Source organism: Atopobium sp. oral taxon 199 str. F0494 (assembly GCF_000411555.1).
Taxonomy (GTDB): domain Bacteria; phylum Actinomycetota; class Coriobacteriia; order Coriobacteriales; family Atopobiaceae; genus Lancefieldella.
The window spans coordinates 1-25,586 of the sequence record NZ_KE150486.1 but is presented as its reverse complement, the minus strand read 5'-3'; the positions used below and the strand labels follow the sequence as shown (position 1 = coordinate 25,586).

The 25,586-nt window shown below is 52.5% G+C and carries 13 protein-coding genes and 3 rRNA genes; 2 read left to right on the top strand and 14 right to left on the bottom strand.

The window, feature by feature from the left end:
- The first annotated feature begins 221 nt into the window (after positions 1 to 221).
- On the top strand, positions 222 to 2,315 hold the full coding sequence (locus tag HMPREF1527_RS00080; protein ID WP_016476659.1) for a glutamine synthetase III: 2,094 nt from the start codon (positions 222 to 224) through the stop codon (positions 2,313 to 2,315).
- 138 nt (positions 2,316 to 2,453) lie between these two features.
- On the opposite strand, the gene HMPREF1527_RS00075 is transcribed toward HMPREF1527_RS00080, so the two are convergent.
- Complete coding sequence (locus HMPREF1527_RS00075) at positions 2,454 to 3,761, bottom strand: ABC transporter substrate-binding protein (RefSeq protein ID WP_016476658.1); 1,308 nt, start codon at positions 3,759 to 3,761, stop codon at positions 2,454 to 2,456.
- Positions 3,762 to 3,999: 238 nt separating this feature from the next.
- Between HMPREF1527_RS00075 and HMPREF1527_RS00070 the strand changes: the two genes are divergently transcribed.
- Positions 4,000 to 4,965, top strand: a complete 966-nt coding sequence (locus tag HMPREF1527_RS00070; protein ID WP_016476657.1) for a zinc dependent phospholipase C family protein — start codon at positions 4,000 to 4,002, stop codon at positions 4,963 to 4,965.
- Positions 4,966 to 4,990: 25 nt separating this feature from the next.
- Here the strand turns inward: HMPREF1527_RS00070 and HMPREF1527_RS00065 are convergent, their stop codons facing one another.
- The 13 genes from HMPREF1527_RS00065 to HMPREF1527_RS00005 form a co-directional block, all read right to left on the bottom strand.
- Positions 4,991 to 5,359: an arsenate reductase family protein gene (locus HMPREF1527_RS00065; protein ID WP_016476656.1), complete on the bottom strand. Its 369-nt coding sequence runs from the start codon at positions 5,357 to 5,359 to the stop codon at positions 4,991 to 4,993.
- Positions 5,360 to 5,383: 24 nt separating this feature from the next.
- Positions 5,384 to 7,504 (bottom strand): NAD-dependent DNA ligase LigA, encoded by a 2,121-nt coding sequence (ligA, locus tag HMPREF1527_RS00060; protein ID WP_016476655.1) that lies wholly within the window; start codon positions 7,502 to 7,504, stop codon positions 5,384 to 5,386.
- Positions 7,505 to 7,518: 14 nt separating this feature from the next.
- Positions 7,519 to 10,575: a DUF4422 domain-containing protein gene (locus HMPREF1527_RS07545; RefSeq protein WP_016476654.1), complete on the bottom strand. Its 3,057-nt coding sequence runs from the start codon at positions 10,573 to 10,575 to the stop codon at positions 7,519 to 7,521.
- A gap of 147 nt (positions 10,576 to 10,722) precedes the next feature.
- On the bottom strand, positions 10,723 to 14,121 hold the full coding sequence (locus HMPREF1527_RS00050; protein ID WP_016476653.1) for an FtsX-like permease family protein: 3,399 nt from the start codon (positions 14,119 to 14,121) through the stop codon (positions 10,723 to 10,725).
- Position 14,122: 1 nt separating this feature from the next.
- Positions 14,123 to 14,824: an ABC transporter ATP-binding protein gene (locus HMPREF1527_RS00045; RefSeq protein ID WP_016476652.1), complete on the bottom strand. Its 702-nt coding sequence runs from the start codon at positions 14,822 to 14,824 to the stop codon at positions 14,123 to 14,125.
- Positions 14,825 to 14,871: 47 nt separating this feature from the next.
- Positions 14,872 to 15,441 (bottom strand): DJ-1 family glyoxalase III, encoded by a 570-nt coding sequence (locus HMPREF1527_RS00040; RefSeq protein ID WP_016476651.1) that lies wholly within the window; start codon positions 15,439 to 15,441, stop codon positions 14,872 to 14,874.
- Between the two features lie 169 nt (positions 15,442 to 15,610).
- Positions 15,611 to 16,066 carry a PTS sugar transporter subunit IIA gene (locus HMPREF1527_RS00035; RefSeq protein ID WP_016476650.1) on the bottom strand — a complete coding sequence of 152 codons (456 nt, stop codon included), beginning with the start codon at positions 16,064 to 16,066 and terminating at the stop codon, positions 15,611 to 15,613.
- Positions 16,067 to 16,213: 147 nt separating this feature from the next.
- Entirely contained in the window at positions 16,214 to 17,098 is an 885-nt protein-coding gene (locus HMPREF1527_RS00030; RefSeq protein WP_016476649.1) for a DegV family protein, read from the bottom strand.
- A gap of 75 nt (positions 17,099 to 17,173) precedes the next feature.
- Complete coding sequence (gene nrdG / locus HMPREF1527_RS00025) at positions 17,174 to 17,719, bottom strand: anaerobic ribonucleoside-triphosphate reductase activating protein (protein WP_016476648.1); 546 nt, start codon at positions 17,717 to 17,719, stop codon at positions 17,174 to 17,176.
- An 84-nt stretch (positions 17,720 to 17,803) separates the two neighbouring features.
- Complete coding sequence (gene nrdD / locus HMPREF1527_RS00020; protein WP_016476647.1) at positions 17,804 to 20,026, bottom strand: anaerobic ribonucleoside-triphosphate reductase; 2,223 nt, start codon at positions 20,024 to 20,026, stop codon at positions 17,804 to 17,806.
- A 332-nt stretch (positions 20,027 to 20,358) separates the two neighbouring features.
- Positions 20,359 to 20,474, bottom strand: a 5S ribosomal RNA gene (gene rrf / locus HMPREF1527_RS00015).
- A gap of 108 nt (positions 20,475 to 20,582) precedes the next feature.
- Positions 20,583 to 23,523: ribosomal RNA gene (locus HMPREF1527_RS00010) — 23S ribosomal RNA — on the bottom strand.
- Between the two features lie 229 nt (positions 23,524 to 23,752).
- Positions 23,753 to 25,264 (bottom strand): 16S ribosomal RNA (locus HMPREF1527_RS00005).
- The 16S, 23S and 5S rRNA genes sit together here, the layout of an rRNA operon.
- Positions 25,265 to 25,586: the final 322 nt, after the last annotated feature.

Sequence of the window (25,586 nt, the reverse complement as noted above, 5' to 3'; positions counted from 1 at the left end):
CAAGTGACTTCCAAGTGTACCTCTCCCCACGCACTTCTCGGCGCGCTTTGGAAATGCGAGCAAAATTCCCGTCCATTAAAAAGACGTTTTTCTCGCTGTCGTGCGAAAATCAATGGCGTACAGTAGAATCTGTGACGAGAAGAACTTCTTGCGCTCGCTGTCTGTAGCTGTCTGTAGTGAGAAGCGCTTCTTGCCCTTGCTTACCCGTCCAAGGAGGCCTCGTGGCAAACGACAAGGTATCACGCGAGTTTGGAACACTTTTATTCACCGATGCTGATATGCAGGAGCGGCTGCCTAAACCCACCTATAAACGTCTGCGCGATGTCATCAGACACGGAAAACCGCTTGACATCGACATTGCCAACGAAGTGGCTCATGCCATGAAGGAATGGGCGCTCGAACACGGCGCCACACACTTTACGCACTGGTTCCAACCGCTGACAGGCATCACCTCAGAAAAGCACGATAGTTTCATGACGCCGCAAGGCAACGGCACGATCTTGATGACGTTCTCCGGCAAGGAGCTCGTTCAAGGCGAACCAGACGCGTCAAGCTTTCCCTCAGGCGGCCTACGCGCGACTTTCGAAGCCCGCGGTTACACGGTTTGGGACCCCGTAAGCCCCACCTTTATCAAAGACGAGGTGCTCTGCATTCCAACGGCGTTTATCTCCTATACGGGAGAAGCTCTCGATAAGCGCACGCCGCTTTTGCGCTCTCAACTGGCACTGGAGCGCCAAGCCAAACGCGTGCTTGCACTCTTTGGGCAGACGCCCGAGCGCGTTGTCACCAATATCGGCCCTGAGCAGGAGTATTTTCTTATTCGCGAAGAGGATTTTGAAAAGCGTCCCGATCTGATTTTGTGCGGCCGCACGCTCTTTGGCTGCGAGCCGTCCAAAGGTCAAGAGCTTGATGAGCATTATTTCGGCGCCATTCGTCCAACCGTCAACGACTTCATGAAAGAGCTCGACGACGAGCTTTGGAAACTAGGGATCCCCGCTAAAACCAAACACAATGAAGTCGCCCCCTGCCAGCACGAGCTGGCACCCGTCTTTGAGCAAGGCACACTTGCCATTGACAACAACCTTCTGACCATGGAAAAGTTAAAGCTTTTGGCTCCGCATCACGGTCTTGCCTGTCTTGAGCATGAACGCCCCTTTGACTATGTCAACGGATCCGGCAAACACGACAACTGGTCGCTGTCTGCCGATGACGAGAACCTTCTTGAGCCGGGTGAAAATCCCGGAGAAAACCTCCGCTTCCTCGTCTTTTTAGCGTGCTTGGTCGCGGGCGTTGACGTTCACGCTGACCTTTTGCGCATGTCTATCGCTTCCGCAGGCAATGATCACCGCCTGGGCGCCAATGAAGCCCCTCCCGCTATCGTCTCCGTCTTTTTGGGCGACGCGCTTTCCGCTGTCGTCAATGACCTGATGAGCGGCACTGACGTGCACGGCGCCAAGCGCACCCGGATGGATTTAGGCGTGCCGACGCTGCCCAAGGTTCTGCGCGACAACACTGACAGAAACCGCACCAGTCCCTTTGCTTTCACAGGTAATAAATTTGAATTCCGCATGTGCGGCAGCCAGCAAAACATCTCAGATCCCAATGTCGTTTTGAACACGATTGTCGCGGAGCAATGCGACCGATTTGCCACGGACCTTGCCGACGCGTCCGAGTCCGAATTTACAAAGCGTGCGCTCCACTGGGTCATTGATTCCTTCAAAGATCATAAGCGCATTTTCTTCGAAGGCAACGGCTACTCAAGTAAATGGGAGAAGATTGCCGAGAAGCGCGGCCTTCCCCACCTTCGCACCACACCTGACGCGCTTCCTGCGCTTATCGCCCCCGATAACATTGCTTTCTTTGAGAAATATGGCGTCTTGTCAGAAAACGAGGCGCACGCTCGCTATGTGGCAAAAGCGGAGCAGTACGCCAAGGTACTCAACATCGAGGCTAAAACCATGTCGTACATGACCCGCCACATGTACCTGCCGGCGCTGTTCAAGTATTCAGGAAACGTAGCTGAGTCCGTGGCTCACAAACAGACGATAGGCATTAAGTCTCAAGCTGAATTCGACGTTGCGAAGCAGCTGACCGAGGGTATTGATGAGATTTACGCCGCTGTTGGTGAACTTGAGGCAAAAAACACCCATGCCGCCACACTGCGCTCAAAGCCTCAGGTGCAATGCGAGTTTTACCGCGATGAAATTATTCCTGCAATGCAGCGTCTCCGCACAATCGTCGACGAGATGGAGCTCATATGCGGGCATGACTTCTGGCCGGTTCCCAGCTACAACGAGATGCTGTTTTACGTCTAGACTTCACGGGGTGACTTCGCACCTAACGTAATTCGCGGGGCGCCTTCGCGCTAACGTACTTCATGGGATGACTTCGCACCTAACGTAATTCGCGGCGCACAGACGCGTTCGGCGCACGGACGCGCTTCAACGGTTTGCTTACGAGAGAAGCGCACTTCTCGCCAACGAGCCCGCCTGGGCAGGTGAAAGCGTGTTGCCATTGGCATCAACGGATTGAGGCGCCTCGCGCAGGGCAGTAACCGCACCGTTAAGGTGCACTCGATCCATATACCACGGCGCCTTCACGCCAGAAATCGCCGGCATAGCAAACGAATTTGTCGTTTCCATCTTGCTTGCAAAGTCAGCTGACAGGCAAAACTCAATCCATAAACGGGCAGCATTCATGTGCTTAGCCGCGGCCGATATCCCCACTCCATAGGTTGTAAAGCGAGTAGGGCTCAACGGCAGGAGCGGCACCACGTTGTCGAAATCATCTTTGCCAAGCGTGTAAAAGGCCTCACTCGCACGGCATATCGCAGCCAGCGAGCGGCCAAACCCCAGGTCAGTCATCATGGCATAGGTATCACCATGTAGCTGAGGTGTATGAGAAGCGAGCTCCGTAAGAAAAGCAGTCCCCTGCTCCACCCCAAGATTTCCCATCATGACCGCAGCAAGACTATTGCCGCTGTGCGTTGTTCCATATTCAGGCACCGCTATCTGATCTCTGAGGTAGGAATCGAGAAAATCATTCCAGTCGCGCGGATGCGAGAGACCCATGGCCTCCAGACGCTCCAAGTTGATTGCAAGAACCAGAGGATCTGTTGCTACGCCATACCAAAGCTTCTTCTCGCTTGCAAACGTCGATTTCAAAAGATGTTCCGCATGTTGGGCATCATAGCTTGCTAGCAAGTTCTTCCCGCCAGCTTGATCCAACAGTTCGGAGTCGGCAAAAAACCAAACGTCAACGGGGTGCTTAGAAGGCGACGGATTTAACTCATTCGTATCATCGGAATTGGCCGCAAGATAGAACTCCATCTTGTCGGATGGAACGATTTGATAATCAACGACAATTCCAAAGAGTCGCTCGAACGTTTTTGCCGCTTCCTGGATACGGTCAGGATCGTCGGTATAGACAGTCACCTTCTGCTCAAGATATGCCGCGGCGACAAGATCTGGATCGTAGCCCTCCGGAGTCTTTTGCGGAAGACTCAAACTGGCGGGCGCTTCCGAAACTTTGAGCCCAAGCAAATCAAGCATCCCGCTTCCGCATCGCCGGATACCCATACAAAAATACACAAGACCTACACAGCCAAGGCCAAGCATGAACGTGCGGCGCACAACGGAGGAAGCGTCGGCATCATCGGACGAAGTGTCGTCCGTATCTTGCGCATCAGTATCGGACATATGCGTCTTTTCCCTTATTTCAGTAATTTTCGCGCGAATGCCGGTGCGAAATCTGTCAAACACAACGCCTCCTCTCGAACGCAAGAGATTATATCAGCGCCGCGACTGTCCTGCTAGGAAAGCGACTACTCTGCGCGAGAACCATTGACCTGCTGCAAGAACACCGCTCTGCTGCGAAGCCACTAGCCTACCAGAGAAGCGTCACTCTGCACGAGAATACCTACTCTTGAAGAAAGCCAAATTGTATTTGACCGGCGTTTCGTGGGATACTGATACTTGTAAGAAATTTATAAGGAGCAAGATGCCTGCTTTACTTACACATTTTATTTTCGGGGCGCGTATAGCTGACGAAATGCCCTCTGACCTCCTCAAAACATCCGAAGAGCTGAATGCCTTTCTATTGGGCAATCAAGGTGCTGATCCTTTTCTAGCTCGTCACCTTACCTGGCCCAATCACGCCATCGCCTGCAACCGTCTCCACCGCCGTATGCATGCCAGTCATATCACTGACGTATTTCTCGCGGTCAGAGAAGGCGTAGCCTATCTGCCTGAAGCTGACCGAGCGGCCGGTGAGGCGTTTGCGCTGGGACTTTTGTGCCACTATGCGCTCGACAGAACTGTACATCCATTTGTATACGCTCAGCAGGATGCCCTTGTGGACGTCGACCCAAGCCTTGCTTGCTCCTACCATGAGCTTCACTCGATTATTGAGACCGATCTCGATTCATGGCTGCTCTGGCACCAAATGCGCACAACGGTCGAGGAATTCTATCCTGCATCTGCGCTGGAAGCGGATAGCAGTACGTGCCGCGTTGCGGGAGCCCTGTTCTCCCAGGTAGCACTTTCCGTCTTTGGACTCAACGTCGGAGCCGACGAATACGAAAAAGCTATCGCCGATTACGCACGCATCTATCATGCTATCGAGAAAACCGATCCAACGTACACTACCAAGCTGCCAGAGGTTCTGTATAAGACCGAAATGTTTGTGCGGCCATCCTCGAGCTCGTATGTCGCCGCTATGTGCCATCGAGTCATTCGTACGGACGATATCGCGGCGGCAAATCCTAAACGGCTTCCTTGGAAAGACCCGGCCACAGGCAAAAGTAGAACCGAAAGCTTCTCCGACCTCATGGACGAGGCCGCCGGGTTGTACCACAAGCTCGCCCACGCGTTCATTCACAATGACCGCATGAAGATGGAAGAGATAGTCACTGGCATAAACTACTATGGAAAGCCGGTCACAGACTTACTTGACGAGCAGGACTAATTCTCAAAAATCAAGGCAAGAAGCTTTAGAGCAGATGCTCTTCCCATTCCGATTCCCGAAAACCTGTCAGCACAAAATCAGGTCCAACGACAAGCGGACGCTTCACCAGCATGCCGTCAGTAGCAAGAAGCTGGCAAGCAGCGGAGACAGTCATGCCAGCGTCAAGCTGCTCTTTAACGTTCTTCTCGCGATATACCATGCCGCTGGTGTTAAAGAAACGCCTGATAGGAAGGTTACTGAGGGCATGCCACGACGCCAGCTCAACTTCCGTGGGATGGTCTTCCTTGATGTCGCGCGGCTCATAGGCAATATGATGCTCATCAAGCCACTTGAGAGCTTTTTTGCAGGTTGAACAACGAGGATAGCAAAGCACGAGGATTGTATCTGAAGCCATGAATGTCTCCATTTCAAGAATCAATTACGCGACGGGCGGCTCGCCGGTCTCAAGAATGCGGTCAAGGTCCGCCTCACTCAGCACCGATACGCCAAGAGCCTCAGCCTTAGTAAGCTTTGAACCTGCAGCTGTGCCCGCAATGACAAAGCTCGTTTTCTTAGATACCGAGCTCGACACCTTTGCGCCCATTGCTTTGAGCAAGGAGCCCGCTTCGTCGCGCGTATGCCTTTCAAGGGCACCTGTCAGCACAAACGTCAATCCTTCAAGCGTGCGCGGCTTGTCGGAAGAAACTGCCACTTCCTCCATAACAACTCCAGCAGCACGAAGACGCTCAAGCACTGCGATATTTTCAGGAATCGAGAAGAACTCTTTGATTGACTCGACAATTTTTGGACCAACACCATCGATTTGAGCCATTTCTTCTTCTGTCGCCAGCTGAAGCGCCTGGATAGAATGGAAGTTTTGAGCGAGAAGTGCCGCCATGTTGGCTCCCACATGCCGAATACCGATACCAAAGAGGACGCGCCCCAAGCCGCGCTGCTTAGACTCCTGTACCTGCACCATGATTTTCTCGGCAATCGTCATGCCAACGGGAATGGAGTCTCCTGAAAGATGACCGTCGGTATCCGTCTCATACAAACGGCCCGTTGGAAGTTCCGCAATATCGCGAACGGTCAACGCATCGTAAAAATCAGCTACATCAGAGAGGATGCCGTTTTCTACCAGTCTGTTGACCAGCTCATCCCCAAGACCATCAATATCCATTGCCTTGCGGCTGCTCCAGTGGATCAGGCGTTCCACGGATTGAGCGGGGCAGTCAATAGAAACGCAGCGATACGCGACTTCTCCCTCCTCTTTGATAACGGGGCTTCCGCAGCTCGGACAGGTTGCTGGCATCTCAAAGGGCTTGGAGTCGGCAGGTCGTTTCTCAAGCACAGGGCCTACGACCTCGGGAATAACATCGCCGGCCTTATGAACCGTAATAGTATCCCCTTCGCGAACATTTTTGCGGCGAATCTCATCGATGTTATGGAGCGTCGCGCGCGCAATAGTTGAGCCCGCTACAACCACAGGGTCGAATTCCGCCACCGGCGTTAGAGCTCCAGTGCGACCAACCTGAATACGAATCTCGCGAAGCACTGTCTGCTTTTCTTCCGGCGGAAACTTAAAAGCGATTGCCCAACGTGGTGCCCGTGAGGTAAACCCAAGCGCTTCCTGACTGGCAAAGGAGTCGACCTTGACCACTACGCCGTCAATGTCATAGTCAAGCTTTGACCGCTCTTCAAGCGCGCGGGCGCAAAAATCATGAACCTCCTGCGCATTAAGACAGCGCTTCGCATGCGGATTTACGCTGAACCCGCAGTCGCGAAGCCATGCCAAAAACTCCCATTGGCTCGTCACAAACAAGGGATCCTCATCCGCGACGGCATAGATAAAAGTTTCCAAGTCCCGATGAGCGGTAACCTTCGGGTCTTTTTGTCGAAGTGAACCCGCCGCGGCATTACGCGGGTTGGCGAAGGGCTGCCTGCCTGCTGCATCGGCATCTTCATTCAAGCGTACAAACGAATGCTTGGGCATATATACCTCGCCGCGCACCTCAAGCGATTGATTCAGACCACCATTGCGCACATGCGCAAGTCCAGCAGCTGCCAAAGCGCGCGGAATATCCGATATGGTCAATGCGTTGGCGGTTACATTTTCACCCGTAGTGCCATCGCCGCGCGTCGCACCGCGAATCAGCTGACCGTCCCTATACGTCAGCGCGATGCCAAGTCCGTCTATCTTGAGCTCACAGGTATACGCTATGGGATGTGCCGATGAAGCTCCAAGCGCTTCATCGGTGCGTGCAAGCCACGCGTCAAGTTCTGCAAGATCCATCGCATCATCTATCGAATACATGCGAGCCGCATGAGTCACAGGCTCAAATTGCTCGGACACATAGCCACCTACACGCTGCGTGTAGCTTTCAGGAGTTACCAACTCCGGATGAGCCGCTTCAATGCTCTGCAACTCAACAAGCAGACGGTCAAACTCCGCGTCGGTCAGTTCGGGATTATCAAGCGCATAGTATGCGTACGCCGCGTGATTCAGGATTCTGTTGAGTTCCGCCGCGCGAGCGCGGAAATTCTTTGCTTCCTCAACCATAGACGTCGCACTTCCTACTTGCGCCCGCGAAGCGTGCGTCCAAGAACTTTCAGCGCTTCTCGCCGCGCGCTACCATACGGGGCGATGGGGTCGATGATTTTGCGCAGAGGGCTTGCGTCCGAGAGGGCTCGCTCGTGGAAGACCTCAGTGATATCAGAGTCCTTCCGCGCGCCGGGCGTCATATCCTGAATGATAACTTCGTAATAGGGTGTCTCGCGCGCGTACTGCCAGAAATACTGCGCCATATCGCAGCTCGCATTTTGCCACGGCTTTATGGCGCCGGCAAAATGCACTATCTGCGGATGAGCGCGGCCGGCAAGATAGTCAGCATACACGGCTTCGGGAGCCTGTGGATACAGCGTATCCACACGGCCGAAGATATTGTGCGTCACATTCCACTCTGCCGGTATATACGTCACGCGACCCTGGCATTCCTGATTCAGAATATCCTGATCGTTATAGATATAGATGGAATTGCTCGCAATCTGCAGCCATTCAACAATGCTGTGCAAACGGCGCAGTTCGCGCGTATTAAAGACCATGACGCCCGCTTGGAAATACTCATACGGATGATTCATATCAAGTACCTCAAGGCTGTATTTCATGCGGTCACCGCCGCGCACATTCAGATTTGCGAGGTAATCAATATCGTGCGTGGCCGCAACGAGATTATCGCCCAAATCGATATCAAAGAGCTTTGCCACGTCTCCATTAACCACCAGGTCAGAATCAAGATAGACCACCTTGTCATAGGCGGACAGGATATCCTGCGCAAGGAAACGGAAGTACGTTTCAACGCTAATGTGCGCGTTATTGGTATCAAGCTTGTAATCTTTGACCATGCGCCATACGTTGAAGAAGGTTATGCGTGCATTTGCATAGCGCGAGAAGTACTTCTGAAGTACGGCCTGCTTATTTCCTCCGATATTGGTGTGCAGAATAACCACATCGTAAAAGCGTGTTGAATCCGCGTTTTTGAGCATCGAATCAATGGCAACACTCAAAATGGGAGCGTAGTTATTATCCGCCGCAAACACCACGGGTACGACTTGTTCAAGCGATACGTCAAGACGCTCCGCGAAAAGTGGCCTGAAGGCCTGCTTCTTCTCGGGGTTGGTAAAGTGAACGCACTGAAGCTCCTTGACCTTCCAGTCTTTGCCCTCGGTACGCAGCATATGAATGCGCCATATATTAAAGAGACGCTCGGTCAGATGACCCGGAGTGCGCAGCGCTTCTCGGCTGTAGTGCGTCATGTCCGTACGGGCGCACCACTCGTCTACCAAGGGAAAGACCCATGCGGCATACGCATCGAAAATCGGTTTGCGCATAATGTACATGTTGCAGAAACACTGTTTGTGACCGTTAAGGAACGTATGGACATCCTCAGCGAAATCGGGGTGCATCTCGACCACAAGGGCCATCATCGTATCGATATCGCGCGGATTGAGCAGTGGCGCCGCATGGTACTGCTCAAGCGGCGTTTCTGCGCTGCCCGGAAATTTGCGGATGTCCTTTACGCCGGTGGTGATAAGGTCATAACCTTCGATGCAGGTACGAATAGTCTCGTCGTCAAAGCCATACGCGCGCGCTGTTTGACTATCAATAAACGTGTCCATCACTTCACCGAAGGGATTTTCTTTGTAGATGGTATCGGTAAAGTTAAAGTAACGGCGATAGTGCGCAAAACCCACGTACTCGGCATCGGTAATGTTCTTCCACGCCCAATACTGCGTGGTCATTTCACAGTACATGGGATTCTTCTCAGTGATGTTGTCTCCGATATCATCATGCAGCATCCAATTGAAACGCGTATGACCTTGCTGCTGCCCAGGCCCCACCTGTATAGGCTGAAGAGACAGAGCGTGAGACACGTCCACATCCTTATGAGACGTCACTAAAATGCGGATGGGCTGTTTGGCGTACTGCTCTTCAAGGTCTTTCCGCTCAAGATACCTCATGTGTTCATCGGCAACGTCTTTCATGCGTACCGCCCGGGTAACCTCTTGCCCGTCTGCCGCACCCATCGTTGCCGCGAACTTTTCGGCATAGGCATACAACCGATGTGCATCGGAGTCCTTTGGCAGCGGTTTCTCAGAAGCAATGGCGCTATAGGCAATGTCGCGCACAAAACGATACAGCTCGCGCGCTACCACGGCATCATTGAAAGCATCGGCAAACGCGGTGAGCGCCTCCTCCTGTTCTGACGGATCAACGCGTATCAGCCAGTCATTTGCGAGAAGCTCCAAGAGCTTGTGAATCATCCCGCGGCAGGAATCCTGCATTTCATCGCCATCAGTGCACGTTGCTATAAAATCGCGCGTACTTTGGATGCACTCGGCAAACTCGCTGCAAAATATTCCGAATCTCTCTGCCGAAATTCGCGACGTTCCCGTAACGCCGATACCGTAGTGATAGAGATATCCCCGGCAGGATTCAAAACCGTCGGCCGTCTGAGAGAGCGCTGCAAGGACAAACACTTCATACGAATCCTCAGCTCGCTCAAGCCGGGCGTCCGTCATGCGCTCAAAGGCCGTTTTAAACAGCGACGCGCGGTACAGGCGCTGTGTTACGCGCCAATCAACAAGCTGGCCGCTTGACTCGTCAAAAATGACTCGAAGGATATCCGCCTCATTCAGCAAGCCGGTCGGACGGTTGATGTATGCGGCAAAACCATCGGCTTCCGCTTGCGTCACACCGTTTTCCGGAATAACGGTAATGCCCACATGCAGCATATCAACAGGATGTTCATCCATACGGCTGACCGCCTGCTTGAGAAAGTCAGGGGTAAGCTCATCATCACCATCAAGGCAGAAGGCATATTCGCCGGATACGAGCGCTGCGGCGGTTCGGCGGGTAAGATGGCGACCTCGGTTGCGTTCATGGCGTACCACATGAAAACGATTGTCGTCTCCAATTGCCTCCATAAGCGCGGCGTTGGTTCCGTCGGTCGAGGCATCGTCAACAACGATGGCTTCAAAATCAGTAAATGTCTGATCCTTTACGCTTTGGATACAGCGACGTATATAGGGTTCAATGTTATAGGCGGGAATAACGAGTGAAACCTTAGGCATACAATGCTCCTTACTATCAGACATCAAACGACACGTAGACTACAGCTATAAACGTAGTTAATTTTACCTAATTTGTAAGCCGCACTCATGCTCACGCGGCAACTCATACTCACGTGATAAAGAGAATCGGCCTTATTGTTGCGAGCGTTAGTCAACGCTCTTCAAGCTCTCTACCATATCGATCTTCGCCAGTTTGCGGCGCATTGCCACATATACGAGCAGCGAGAAGAGCAGGGTAAGTCCAAACGCGTACACAAAGCTCAGCGGATGAATGACACGGCCAAACATCACGGTATCGACCTCCGCTGTCTGCACGACAAAACCTTCAAGCACACTGCCCAGCACAAGCCCGAGTCCCGAGCCGCCGAGCGTCAGCAGAAAGACCTCCCGAAACACATACGCGTCAACTTCCCTGCGCGTAAAACCGAGCACTTTCAAGCTGGCAATCTCTCGGATACGCTCTTCGATATTTATGTTGGTGAGGTTGTACAACACAATAAAGGCGAGAAGCGCCGCCGATATAATCAAAATTGCAACTACCTGCCCCACTACTGCAAGCGACTCCCGGTACACTTTAATGGTAGCGTTGATATCGCTTGCTGTAGCCACCCGAGAGTCTTTTGAAAGCTCATCGCCGAGGTGCTGACGGATTGTTTCATCGTTCGGAGCGGAAAAGAGCAGCGCGTAAGAAATGTTTTCTCGAGACCCAAGCGACTGTTCGGCGTCGACCCCCAGATACATATAATGCCAGGCGTAATTCTCGGTAATTCCTGTCACAGTAAGCGGTCTGCCGGCATCTGCGACGTTGCCGATGCGATCCTGCTCATACACAGTAATCGTGTCTCCAACCTGTACGTTCAGCTTCTTTGCGATTTTTTCGGAAAGCACCACGGAATCGCCAGTAAACTCAAGAGGTTGTTGGGATGTTCGCTCTCTCAGCGTCACGACTTGCTCAAAGCGCTTTGCATCAAGAGGGGACATCGCTGACACTGAAACGGCTTTGTCCTTTGGTACGGAAGCGGAAGAAAGCAACACGTTCTCACGGCGGACAACGGCAACATCATCGGACACCACTTTATCGGCTGCCGTCCGCGTAACCGCTACGATACTTTTTTGGACCGCTTCGATATCATCAAGCGTAGCCTCCTGTTTCATCCCTACTATGTAGTCATACTGAAAGATGCCAGGCCATTGGGCATTGATAACGTCGTTGATGGAATCCTGCACGCCAAAAGCCACCAACACAAGCGCCGTACAGCCGGCAATACCGATGAGCGTCATACATAAGCGCCGCTTAAAGCGGAAAAGGTTTCGTACCGACACTTTCCACGAGAAAGACAGCCGCTTCCAAATCGGCGTCATACGCTCAAGCAAGACGCGCGATCCTGCTTTCGGAGCCTTAGGAAGCATAAGCGCCGAGGGCTCCTCACGAAGTGTCGAAAGCACGGCAAACACCGTCGCAAGAAGCGTAACACCTACCCCAAGGCCGCCGGAGAGAAGTGCTATGGGAAGGCTCACCGGCAGCGCGGCTGTTGCGTGGGGAATAGTGTAGATCGAGGCATAAGCGGAAATGATAATACCCGGAAGGATTTGAGAGAGAAGCGCGATACCGAGCACCGCCCCTATACTGGAAGCGCTTGCCGCATACAGGACATATTTTGCGGCAATCGCGCCCTTTGAGTAACCGAGCGCCTTATGCATACCAATGACGGTGCGCTCCTCTGAAACCATACGGGTCATTGTAGTCAACGCGATAAGGGCAGCTACCAGAAAGAACATCAGAGGAAATACGTTGGCGATATCATCGATTCTATGTGAGTCATCGTCGTAGGCTACATTTCCTCTGTCTTTAGTTCGGTTAAGCACATACATATCAGGTGCCTCAAGCTCATCAACCTTTTTTTGAGCCTCATCAATCTGCGCTTTCGCATCGGACAGCTGAGCTTCGGCTTCCGCCTTTGCTTCCTCATACCTTCTCTGTCCTTCGCTGTGCTGCTGGCGAGCACTGTCGAGCTTTGCACGGCCCTCTGTCAGCTCCTGAACTGCCGCATCGAGTTTTTCTTGAGCGGAGGCAAACTGAGTATTTGAATCGCATACGGCTGCCTGATATGCTTTCTCACCCGCGCTGAGCTTTTGTTGAGCATCATTGAGATTTGCGGTTTGAGCATCAAGCGCTTCGCGAGCGGCGACAAGCTCAGTCTGCTTTTGTTTGAGTTCAGCATCAGCCGCTTGAAGTCTTGCCTGCGCCGCAAGTAACGCGTCGATGTCATCAGTCGGATATCCCACAGTTTCAAGCTGAGCTTTCGCTTCTTCAAGTGTCGACGCCGTAATGCCTTGAGATGAAAGGACAGCAAGTGCCTGTGCGCGGGCGTTGTCAAAGGCGGCAAAGCTTTCCTCATAGTCAGCCTGTCCTTGCGCAAGCTGCGCTGCGCCTGCAACATACTGTTCTTCTCCTGCGGCGAGAAGGGCTCTTCCCTCTGAGATTTTCTGTGCCGATGCGTCAAGTTCTTCTCGCGCAGCTGCAAGCTGTCTTTGAACTCTTACCTTTTCCGCTTCCAAGCGAGAAGTTCCCGTCTCGGCCTCTCTCTTTCCTGCAGAAAGCTTGGACTCACTTGCTTCTATCTGTGCCTGCGCATCGTCAAGTTGCGAGCGCGCGTCACCAAGTTTGCGGTCGGCTTCAAGACGAGACTCATCATATGCCGCACGCGCCTCATCAACACTGCGTTGCGCTTCTTTGCGCACGTCTTCAACACGCGCACGCGCAAGAGAAGGAAGCTCGTCCTCAATACGGTTTTCAACGGAAGCAATAGCGCTCTTATAGGTATCAGAACCAGAAACGGACGCACGAGCTTCTTTTACTTGAAGGTATACGTCGGTGTACGGATCATTCTCTTCAAAGGCAGCCGCTGGCACATAGGCAAACTCTTCCACTACTCCGTTTCCGAGCGAGGTTGATCCGAAGTTATTGCTGGATGGAAAGGTTGGCGCGTTGACATAGCCAACAACCGTATACGCGCCTCCCTTAAGATGCACTCCACCAGAACTTTCGGGAATGTCGATGGTTGAGCCGAGAGGAACATCGTTGTGTTTCTTAGGGTCAGACGAAATCACCACTTCATTGGCTGTCACAGGCCAACGACCTTCCGTCAGAACCGGCTGATTGAAAGGGCGCTCTTGTGCGGCGTCTGAATTTTCAGATGCCGCGGCCCCGTCTGCGGGAAGTTCTATAACGCGGGTAACCATCCGAGTTGAGTGTATGGTAGCCATGACGTCAGCCGAACGAGACGGAAGAGCTGCCTCAACGCCTTCGATTGCAGCGAGGCGATTGATGTCTGCACGTTCAAACCCCAGCGTAGAGACTACGCGAATATCATAGAGCCCCTGGGTATCGTAAAATTCATCGGCAGCCAGGCGCATATCGCGCCCCGTCATCTGAAGCCCCGAAAAGAACCCGCAGCCTAGAGCTACGATGCCCATGATGGCAACGAAGCGGCCAAGTGAGCCTTTAATGGCTCGCAAGGTCTCCTGTATCAAAGCGCGCGACATGCTACCACTCAACTGTCATCGCGTCAGCAGGATGCTCGTTTATTTCAATTTTTGATGCCTTCCCTTCATGCACATGAATAACCCTATCGGCAATCTGAGTAAACGCAAGGTTATGGGTAACAATGGCCACCGTTTCATGCTGTTCTTTACAGGTGTTCTGTAAGAGCTTCAGAATTTGCTTCCCGGTCTTGTAATCAAGAGCTCCTGTAGGCTCGTCACATAAGAGCAGACGGGGATTTTTCGCCAGAGCTCGAGCAATGGAAACGCGTTGCTGCTGACCACCGGAAAGCTGCGAGGGAAAACTGTCTTTTCTCTCCGCTAAACCTACAGCCTCAAGGGCGTCCAGCGGGTTCATGGGATTTTCGCAAATCTGCGTTGCCAGCTCAACATTTTCCAGCGCAGTTAAATTCTGCACCAAATTATAGAACTGGAATACAAAACCGATATCGTAGCGGCGGTACAGTGTTCTCTCGCGCTCGGAGAGACTCCCTACGTCTTTTCCATCAAGCGTAATAGTGCCCGACGTACAGGTGTCCATGCCTCCAAGCATATTCAAGACCGTTGTCTTACCTGCTCCTGAAGGACCGACAATGACGCAAAGCTCCCCTTTTTCAATTTCAAAGTTCATCCCGTCTACCGCGTGCACCTCAACAGCACCCATGCGATAGATTTTGCGGACATCTTTGAATTCAACAAACGGCATGCCGTCTCCTACAGATTGTTACCCTGCACCTACTTAATTGTATAGCTTTACAGTACCACGCTCTCACGCACGCGCCGAACGGCTTCGTCGCCCAGAAAATAACGAACAATCTCAAGAGCGAACAGCATAGCGGTTCCCGCTCCCTGACTGGTGATGAAAGAACCATCAACTACCACAGGATCGTGAGCAAGTACGGCTCCCTTCTCGCTCAGTACGTGCTGAAAATCGGGATTAGCCGTAGCGCGTACACCTTCAAGAAGTCCCTGCTCCGCATAGATAGAAGGTGCAGCGCAGATGGCAGCCAAAGCCTTTCCTTGTGCCGCATATACACCGATTGCCCGCATAAGAGACTCTGACGCAGCCAGATTGGGCGTACCGGGAATACCACCAGGCAGCACCAGCATGGCGTAGTCATCAAAGTCTATATCTGAGATGCGTTTATTGCAGAGAAACGTTACCTCATGTGAGGAAGTCACTTGATAGGTATCTGAAATGGATACCTTGTCACAGGGAATGCCCGCGCGAAAAAGAAGGTCCACAACGGTAAGCCCTTCAATCTCTTCGCATCCATCCGCAAAGAATACCGCAACGTGCTGATCAGTCTGTTTTTTAAACATTACCGCCCTCGTTTCTGCTACCCGCTGTTTCTAACGCCCTCGTTTCTGGCGTTTTCTCTGCACATACATATGCTGTTGCTCTAAGAATAACCAGTCACAGCTTACCTCGGTAAAAGTAATGGCCTTGACAAACTGCCGAGGCCATTACAGAACGCTGCAGAAGGCAAAACTATGCTTCGATGCCCGCGTTGATAGCGTCAGCAATCTTCTGCTTGTCGTCGGTGCCGTGAACAAGCGCCTTAAACTCGTCCTTCATCAAGAGCACCGCAGTCTTGGAAAGAAGTTGAATATGAGTAGTGCCAGCCTCGCCATCAGGGACGAGCAGAGCAATCGCGACATCAACGGGCTTTTCGTCAAAGCTTGGCCAGTCAAGGGTCGTGTCATTTTTAAAGACGATGACACCAGCGTTTACAATGGATGCGTCCTTAGCATGGGGAACAGCAAAGCCGTCGGTCATACCAGTTTCACCCATGCCTTCGCGGGCCATAAACGCCTCGTATGTTGCATCAGCGTTGTTGGAGATGCCCTTGGCCTGTGCCTGCTCGGAAATGAAACGCAGGACTTCTTCGCGACTCGTCGCGTGCTCGTTGACAAAAACGTCATCGGCCTTTACAAAATCACCCATATGAAATCCCCTTCATACCGCGCGGACACCAATCCGCGCATAATCCTGAACACGTTCTATAATACCCGCAAACGACACTTAGTGCAGAACAATCAAAATCCCTCTTGAAGACAGCGCATCTGAAGCTGTCTGCCGCTGCTGCAGGACTCAAGCGCGGCCCTTTGCTCCCCACCAAAAGGTTGCGACCGTTCCGGGGCCCGTATGAACGCCAATAGTCGCGCCAATGTCGAAAATATCAACCGTTTTCACCTGCGGGAAATTCGTGCGAACCTTATCGGCGACCGACTCCGCGTCTTTCAGGCATTCGGAGTTGGAGATAAATACCTTGTCAGCGTAATCTGAGCCACCTTCACAGGAATTGCGCATGATATCAATGATGCGGCGCTCAGCTTTCTTTCTTCCGCGCGCCTTCTCTTTTACCGCTAGCGATCCATCGGGCTCAACGTCCATCACAGGGCAAATGTTCAGCATGCCTCCGAGCAGACCGGCCGCCTTGGAAATACGCCCGCCGCGAATAAAAAACGTGAGGTCTGTCGAAAAGAACCACGCGTAGACACGGTCGCGATTCTCCAGCGCCCATGCCTCAAGCTCATCTATGGTCAGACCTTCGTCACGCTTATCGGCAGCTTTATCAACGAGCAGACCATAGCCCGCGGAAGCCTGCAGCGAATCAACCACGACAACCTTCCTGTTTGGAAACTCCCCTTTCAGCTCTTCTCTGGCGGCAACGGCGGACTCATAGGAGCCGGAAATTCCCGAGGAGAGCGTCAGGTGAAATACATCCTGTCCAGCCTCAAGAAACGGTTTCCAAAAAGTCATATACTGTCCGACACTCACCTGCGATGTACGGCATGGCTGTCCTTCAAGCATCTTACGATACAGCTCAGAGGGAGTATTAGTGCGGCCAAAGTCATCCCGACACTGGACTCCGTTGAGTTCGTAGTTGAAATAGACATACTTGATATCACGAGATTGAAGAAGTTCCTCAGAAACATCAGCGGTTGAACAGCAGCAAAGCGCGTAGTCAGCCATTAGTCCTCCTAGAATACAGGGATAGTGCTCATACTCCCGAATAATTGTACGACCTCCGGCTGCATTTGAAAACTTCTACTGCATGCCGCGCTCAGAGAAAAGCGGTTCATCCTCCCACAAAACGACCTCTCCCGCTTCCAGTGTCGAAGGTACGTCAATAAGACGCTGATTTGACGAGCCTCTGAACCGCAGAGTAATGTCGTAGAGTTCCTGCACCCATGGTCCATCGACAAGAACATCAAGGCATCTCAAAATACGATCGGTAGGAGCAAGATGCCACTCACCTTGTGTAAGCTCTTCCCACGTATGGCCGGAATACAGCCAAATGGTCTTAGTGGGATACGTCTCCTTAACGCGCTCAAGAAAGCCGACAAGAACCTCCTGGTTTTCAGGCTCCATAGGCTCTCCTCCAAGCACTGAAAGTCCATCGACATAGGAGGGTGCCAAAGAATCGATAATCGTCTGTTCAACTTCAGGAGTAAACACCTTTCCGCTCTTGAAGTCCCATGCCTCAAAGTTAAAACAGCCTTTGCAGCGCAGGCGGCACCCTGAGACAAAAAGCGTCGTACGGATGCCTACCCCGTTGGCGATATCGGAGTATTTGATATTTGAGTAGTTCATAGCAATGCTTCCATATATCATCTTTTGAAGAAAAGCGAGCAGAGCCGCGTACGCCGCCCTGCTCGTCAGAAACTCCAAAAAAGTCTACAGATGAAGGACGCGGTCCTTGATCTCCTGCGTACGGCCCTGATTCCAGAATTGAGTGCCGATATAGCCACAGGTACGACGCGCAACATTCATCTTATTCTGATCGCGGTTGCCGCAACGCGGGCACTCCCACACCAGCTTGCCATCATCCTCAACAATCTGTATCTCACCGTCATACCCGCAGACCTGGCAGTAATCAGACTTGGTATTGAGCTCGGCATACATGATGTGGTCATAGATGAACTGCATAACACGGATGACGGCTTCAAGGTTATCCTGCATGTTGGGAACCTCGACGTAGGAAATGGCTCCACCCGGAGACAGACGCTGGAATTCGGATTCAAATTGCAGCTTCTGGAAGGCGTCAATCTCTTCCGCGACATGAACATGATAGCTATTGGTGATGTAGCCCTTGTCCGTAATGCCAGGAATGACGCCAAAGCGGCGCTGAAGAGCCTTGGCGAACTTATAGGTCGTAGACTCAAGCGGCGTACCGTAGATGGAGTAGTCGATGTCCTCGGCGGCTTTCCACTCGGCGCACTTGTCATTCATGTGCTGCATGACCTGAAGCGCGAACGGCGTAGCTTCCTTATCCGTATGGCTGTAGCCAGTCATAGCTTTAACGCACTCATACAGACCAGCATAGCCCAGGGAAATCGTGGAGTAACCACCATACAGCAGAGAGTCGATCTTCTCGCCTTTATTAAGGCGAGCAAGAGCGCCATACTGCCACAGAATCGGAGCGGCGTCGGAAAGCGTTCCTTTCAGGCGCTCATGGCGGCAGCGAAGCGCACGGTGGCACAGCTCGAGACGCTCATCGAAAATCTCCCAGAACTTATCTATGTCACGACCGGAAGAAAGCGCGACATCAGGCAGATTGATGGTCACGACACCCTGATTGAAGCGGCCGTAGTACTTTGGCTTGCCGGGTTCGTAGTTTTTAGCGCGGGCTACGTTGTTATAGCCGTTACCGGAACGATCGGGCGTCAGGAAGGAACGACATCCCATACAGGTATAACAATCGCCCTCGCCTTCCTTCTCGCCAGCTGAAAGCTTGTACTCTTTCATCTTCTTTTCCGAGATATAGTCGGGCACAAGACGACGAGCTGTGCATTTTGCAGCCATCTTAGTGAGATAGAAGAACTCTGAATCCTCATGGATATTATCCTCTTCAAGCACATAAATGAGCTTAGGGAACGCGGGAGTGATCCAGACACCCTCTTCGTTCTTAACGCCTTCATAGCGCTGACGCAAGGTCTCTTCAATAACAAGCGCGAGGTCCCGTTTCTCTTGCTCGTTTTTCGCCTCGTTGAGATACATAAAGACGGTAATGAAAGGAGCCTGGCCATTGGTGGTCATCAACGTAACAACCTGATATTGAATGGTCTGGACGCCGCGGCGAATTTCGTCGCGAAGACGACTCTCAACCATGTCACTCAACTGACCGGCATTCAACTCTATGCCGATAGAGTTCATTTCTTCGAGAACCGTCTTGCGGATCTTTTTGCGGGAAACATCCACAAAAGAGGCAAGATGCGCGAGCGAGATGGACTGACCGCCATACTGGCATGAGGCAACTTGCGCGATAATCTGCGTTGCGATGTTGCATGCCGTAGAAAACGTATGCGGGCGTTCAATGAGCGTACCCGAAATGACAGTGCCATTTTGCAGCATATCCTCCAAGTTGATGAGATCACAGTTGTGCATATGCTGTGCGAAGTAGTCAGAGTCATGGAAGTGAATAAGGCCTTCGTTGTGAGCGGCTACGATATCTTCAGGAAGCAGTTCGCGCTGGACAAGATCTTTGGACACCTCACCGGCCATATAGTCACGCTGCACAGAGACGACCGTAGGATTCTTATTGGAATTCTCCTGTTTGACCTCCTCGTTGTTGCATTCAATCAGCGAGAGGATCTTGTCGTCTGTAGTATTCTTCTGACGCTTCTGGTTTTGTACATACCGATAAATGATGTATTTGCGAGCCACTTCAAAATGATCAAGCGCCATCAGCTGATCCTCGACAAGGTCCTGGACCTCCTCAACGGTAACGGTATGCCCCGCCTCCATGCATTCGTCGGTCACATTGAGCGCCGCAAAGCGGATTTCACGTTTTGTGAGACGCTCGTCCTCGCTCACCTCCGCGTTTGCCTTGGCAATAGCGTTTTCAATCTTGTCGACGTCAAAGGTTACCTCTGAGCCGTTACGTTTGATGATTTTCATGGACTATCTCCTTGACAAGCCCCTTGAGAGTCTCGCTCCCAAACCCATTTGAAGCCGTAAAGCGTAGGCAGGGCTTTTAGTGTCATAGTATTGCAGCCTTGCGCGCGCTTTTGCGTGCCATCTACTATGCCACAATATATAGTATTTTTGCTCGAGAATATCGTCAATATATTGTGAATTTTTAAAATTCCACAAACGAGGACTTGCGTCTGAGCGACAGATGCTATCTATGCAGGTAGCGCACAAAAGTTTTTAATGAAAGGGCCTTCATATACCCAAGGCCTCCACATACGCGCACACAAAAGTCCCTCTCTATGCAAATGCCCCTTGTTGGTCAGCGACGTCCTGCTCTCCCACGGACTTCCTCCGCAGTACCATCGGCGCTCGGGAGCTTAACTTCTGGGTTCGGAATGGGACCAGGTGTGCCTTCCCTGCCATAATCGCTGACCAACAAGGGGTATTCGACTTTCAAGCGAGGCTTTCGCTCACGTACCCTGAGGGCCGCACAGTGTGATTGTTCGATCGAAGAAGGATCGCGTTTGGTAAAAGTATGTTTGAAAAGAAGAGCTCGACCGATTAGTATTGCTCGACTAAATGCGTTGCCGCACGTACATCTGCAACCTATCAACCTCGTAGTCTACAAGGGGTCTTACCGAAAGGAAAACTCATCTTGGGATGGGCTTCCCGCTTAGATGCTTTCAGCGGTTATCCCAACCGGACTCAGCTACCGGGCTCTGCCATTGGTTGACAACCCGTACACCGGAGGTCCGTCCACCCCGGTCCTCTCGTACTAGGGGCAGCCTCCCTCAATTTTCCTACGCCCACAGAGGATAGGGACCGAACTGTCTCACGACGTTCTGAACCCAGCTCGCGTACCGCTTTAAATGGCGAACAGCCATACCCTTGGGACCTGCTCCAGCCCCAGGATGCGATGAGCCGACATCGAGGTGCCAAACCTTCCCGTCGATGTGGACTCTTGGGGAAGATCAGCCTGTTATCCCCGGAGTACCTTTTGTCCGTTGAGCGACGGCCATACCACTCTGAGCCGCCGGATCACTAGAACCTGGTTTCCCATCTGCTCGACTTGTAAGTCTCGCAGTCAAGCCTGCTTATGCTCTTGCACTCAAAAGAATGGTTGCCGACCATTCTGAGCAGACCTTACGTGCGCCTCCGTTACATTTTAGGAGGCGACCGCCCCAGTCAAACTACCCACCTGACACGGTCCCCACGCCGGATAACGGTCGCAGGTTAGGATGCCGAAACGTCGAGGGTGGTATTCCAAGGGTGACTCCCCAGAAACTGGCGTCCCTGGTTCAAAGTCTCCCACCTATCCTCTACACGACGAACCGGCAGCCAATGTCAAGCTGCAGTAAAGGTTCACGGGGTCTTTCCGTCCTTCTGCGGGTAAGTCGCATCTTCACGACTAGTGCAATTTCACCGGGTCTATGGTTGAGACAGCGTCCAAATCGTTACGCCTTTCGTGCAGGTCGGAACTTACCCGACAAGGAATTTCGCTACCTTAGGACCGTTATAGTTACGGCCGCCGTTTACTGGGGCTTAGATTCGCTGCTTCGCATACGCTAACAACTCCTCGTGACCTTCCAGCACCGGGCAGGCGTCAGACCCTATACGTCGTCTTACGACTTCAGCAGAGTCCTGTGTTTTTGATAAACAGTCGCTTGGACCTATTTACTGTGACCGGCCGAGGCTCAAAGAGCGTGTCTTATCACCCAAACCGGCACCCCTTCTTCCGAAGTTACGGGGCAATTTTGCCGAGTTCCTTAACCATAGTTCTCCCGATCGCCTTGGTATGCTCTACCCACCTACCTGTGTCGGTTTTGGTACGGGCTCCGACAAGCTCCCTAGAGGTTTTTCTTGGAAGTATGGGCTCACTAGCTTCACTCAGTTGCTTCGTCAGACACCTCAGCCTCATAAGAAGCGCGTTTTACTACTTCTTAGCCTACGTGTCTTCACGGGGACGTCCAGAACCCCGACCAGCTACCCTGCTCCGTCACCCCATTGGTGATAGCGCTTGTGCGGAGGGACAGGAATATCTACCTGTTGTGCATCGACTACGCCTTCCGGCCTCGCCTTAGCTCCCGCCTGACCCTGGGAGGATTAGCCTTGCCCAGGAACCCTTAGGTGTACGGCGGACGAGTTTTTTACTCGTCTTTCGTTACTCATGCCAGCATTCTCACTTCTGGTCAGTCCACAGCCGGTTATCCGACTGCTTCAACCCAAACAGAAAGCTCCCCTACCACTTACACATACGTGCAAGTCCGCCGCTTCGGTACTATGCTTAGCCCCGTATATTGTCGGCGCATGTCCACTCGACCAGTGAGCTATTACGCACTCTTTAAATGAATGGCTGCTTCTAAGCCAACATCCTGGTTGTCTGAGCAAACGCACATCCTTTGCCACTTAGCATAGATTTTGGGACCTTAGCGGGCGGTCTGGGCTGTTTCCCTTTTGAATACACAGCTTAGCCCACATATTCTGACTCCCGGACTTTGGACCCTATGGTATTCGGAGTTTGATTAATCTTGGTAGGCGGTGAAGCCCCCGCAACTATTCAGTGCTCTACCCCCACGGGTAAACGTCCGAGGCTAGCCCTAAAGCTATTTCGGGGAGAACGAGATATCTCCAGGTTTGATAGGCCTTTCACTCCTATCCACAAGTCATCCCCTCAGTTTTCAACCTAAGTGGGTTCGGCCCTCCACGGGGTCTTACCCCCGCTTCAGCCTGCTCATGGATAGCTCACCTGGCTTCGCGTCTACGGTATGCGACTCACGCGCCCTATTCAGACTCGCTTTCGCTGCGGCTCGCTTTTGAGCTTAACCTTGCCACATGCCGTAACTCGCTGGCTCATTCTACAAAAGGCACGCCGTCACAGACAAAAGTCTGCTCCGACTGCTTGTAGGCAAACGGTTTCAGGTACTATTTCACTCCCCTCATCGGGGTACTTTTCACCTTTCCCTCACGGTACTGGTTCACTATCGGTCACAAGAGAGTATTTAGGATTGGAGGGTGGACCCCCCAGGTTCCCACCGGGTTTCACGTGTCCGGCAGTACTCAGGTGCCACACGAGAAGACATCGCAGATTCGCATACGGGGCTTTAACCCTCTTTGGCCGGCCTTTCCATACCGTTTTGCTTCCACGATGTTTTGTAACTTCTATGGTGTGTGGTCCTACAACCCCGAAAGCGCTTGCGCAACTTCCGGTTTGTCCTATATCCCCGTTCGCTCGCCACTACTTGGGGAATCTCGTTTGATTTCTCTTCCTCGGGGTACTTAGATGTTTCAGTTCCCCCGGTTACCTCACTCCTGCCTATAGATTCAGCAGGAAGTACTAGACGATTAAATCTAGTGGGTTTACCCATTCGGACATCCACGGGTCAAAGGTTATGTGCACCTCACCGTGGCTTATCGCAGCTTATCACGTCCTTCATCGGCTTCTTGTGCCAAGGCATCCACCGTTTGCCCTTACCATCTTCTTTTAATGGTTTGAACATACTTGATTGCACTTTTGCCGTATCGGCAAAAGTATCTACAGATGCGATCTTCTTGAAGAAAATCGAATTAATCACACTATGCAGCTCTCAAGGTACGCGAGGGCGAACCCTCGAGACCGGATACTGACGCATATGCGGACAAAGATTTCAGTGTTGATACATTGCGAGGGTACTCAAATAAAGTAAATCAATCTAGATGAGGGTATCTCCCTAGAAAGGAGGTGATCCAGCCGCACCTTCCGGTACGGCTACCTTGTTACGACTTCACCCCCCTTACCAACCACACCTTCGGCGTCTCCCTCCAAACGGTTAGGCTGACGACTTCGGGTGCAATCGACTCGGGTGGTGTGACGGGCGGTGTGTACAAGACCCGGGAACGCATTCACCGCGGCGTGCTGATCCGCGATTACTAGCAACTCCGACTTCATGGAGGCGGGTTGCAGCCTCCAATCCGAACTGGGGCCGGCTTTCGAGATTCGCTCACCCTTGCGGGTTGGCAGCTCATTGTGCCGGCCATTGTAGCACGTGTGTAGCCCAGGACATAAGGGGCATGATGACTTGACGTCGTCCCCACCTTCCTCCGGCTTGACGCCGGCGGTCTCGTATAGGTGCCCGGCCGAGCCGCTGGCAATATACGACGAGGGTTGCGCTCGTTGCAGGACTTAACCTAACATCTCACGACACGAGCTGACGACAGCCATGCACCACCTGTATAGGCTCCTTTCGGCCACGACGTTTCCGCCGCTTCACCTATATGTCAAGCCCTGGTAAGGTTCTTCGCGTTGCTTCGAATTAAACCACATGCTCCGCTGCTTGTGCGGGTCCCCGTCAATTCCTTTGAGTTTTAGCCTTGCGGCCGTACTCCCCAGGCGGGACACTTAATGCGTTAGCTGCGGCACGGAGGAAAGGCTCCCCCACACCTAGTGTCCATCGTTTACAGCTAGGACTACCAGGGTATCTAATCCTGTTTGCTCCCCTAGCTTTCGCTCCTCAGCGTCAGTTATGGCCCAGAAGGCCGCCTTCGCCACTGGTGTTCTTCCTAATATCTGCGCATTCCACCGCTACACTAGGAATTCCACCTTCCCCTACCAAACTCAAGTCTGCCGGTATCGGGAGCGGACGGAGGTTGAGCCTCCGGATTTAACTCCCGACCTAACAGACCGCCTACGAGCGCTTTACGCCCAATGAATCCGGATAACGCTTGCCCCCTACGTATTACCGCGGCTGCTGGCACGTAGTTAGCCGGGGCTTCTTCTGCAGGTACCGTCACTTACGCCTCGTCCCTGCTGAAAGCGGTTTACAACCCGAAGGCCTTCGTCCCGCACGCGGCGTCGCTGCATCAGGCTTTCGCCCATTGTGCAAGATTCCCCACTGCTGCCTCCCGTAGGAGTCTGGGCCGTGTCTCAGTCCCAATCTGGCTGGTCGGTCTCTCAACCCAGCTACCCATCATTGCCTTGGTAGGCCTCTACCCCACCAACAAGCTAACAGGCCGCGGGCCCATCCTTCTCCGCAAAAGCTTTCTCACTTGAGTCATGCGGCTCAAGTGAAGTATCGGGTATTATCCTCGGTTTCCCGAGGCTATCCCCAAGAGGAGGGCAGGTTGCCCACGTGTTACTCAGCCGTTCGCCACTTTATACACACCTAAAAGGTGCTTTAATCGTTCGACTTGCATGTGTTAGGCGCGCCGCCAGCGTTCATCCTGAGCCAGGATCGAACTCTCCATTCAAACTGATACAGACACATGTGCCTGTAGAGGTTAAAAGAGGTGAGTATAAATCCTCGCTTAGATCACGCTGATCTCGGATTCGCTGAAATATAAGAATTGGCGTGAATTTGCATTCACATTCGATTATTTCGCTAGTCTGTCTTTGTCGATCTTTTACGATCTCAGTATCCGGTTTTCAAGGTTCGCTGCGCTGCGCTTTTAGTAGGTCTGTCAGCGTCGCGCGGGGAATAACTATAGTCTCTACCCCCCTTCGAAAGACCCGAAAAGGCCGTCTTCACAAATCCTCCACAATTCGGGAACGAGAGGGTGGGTGGAAGGGAGG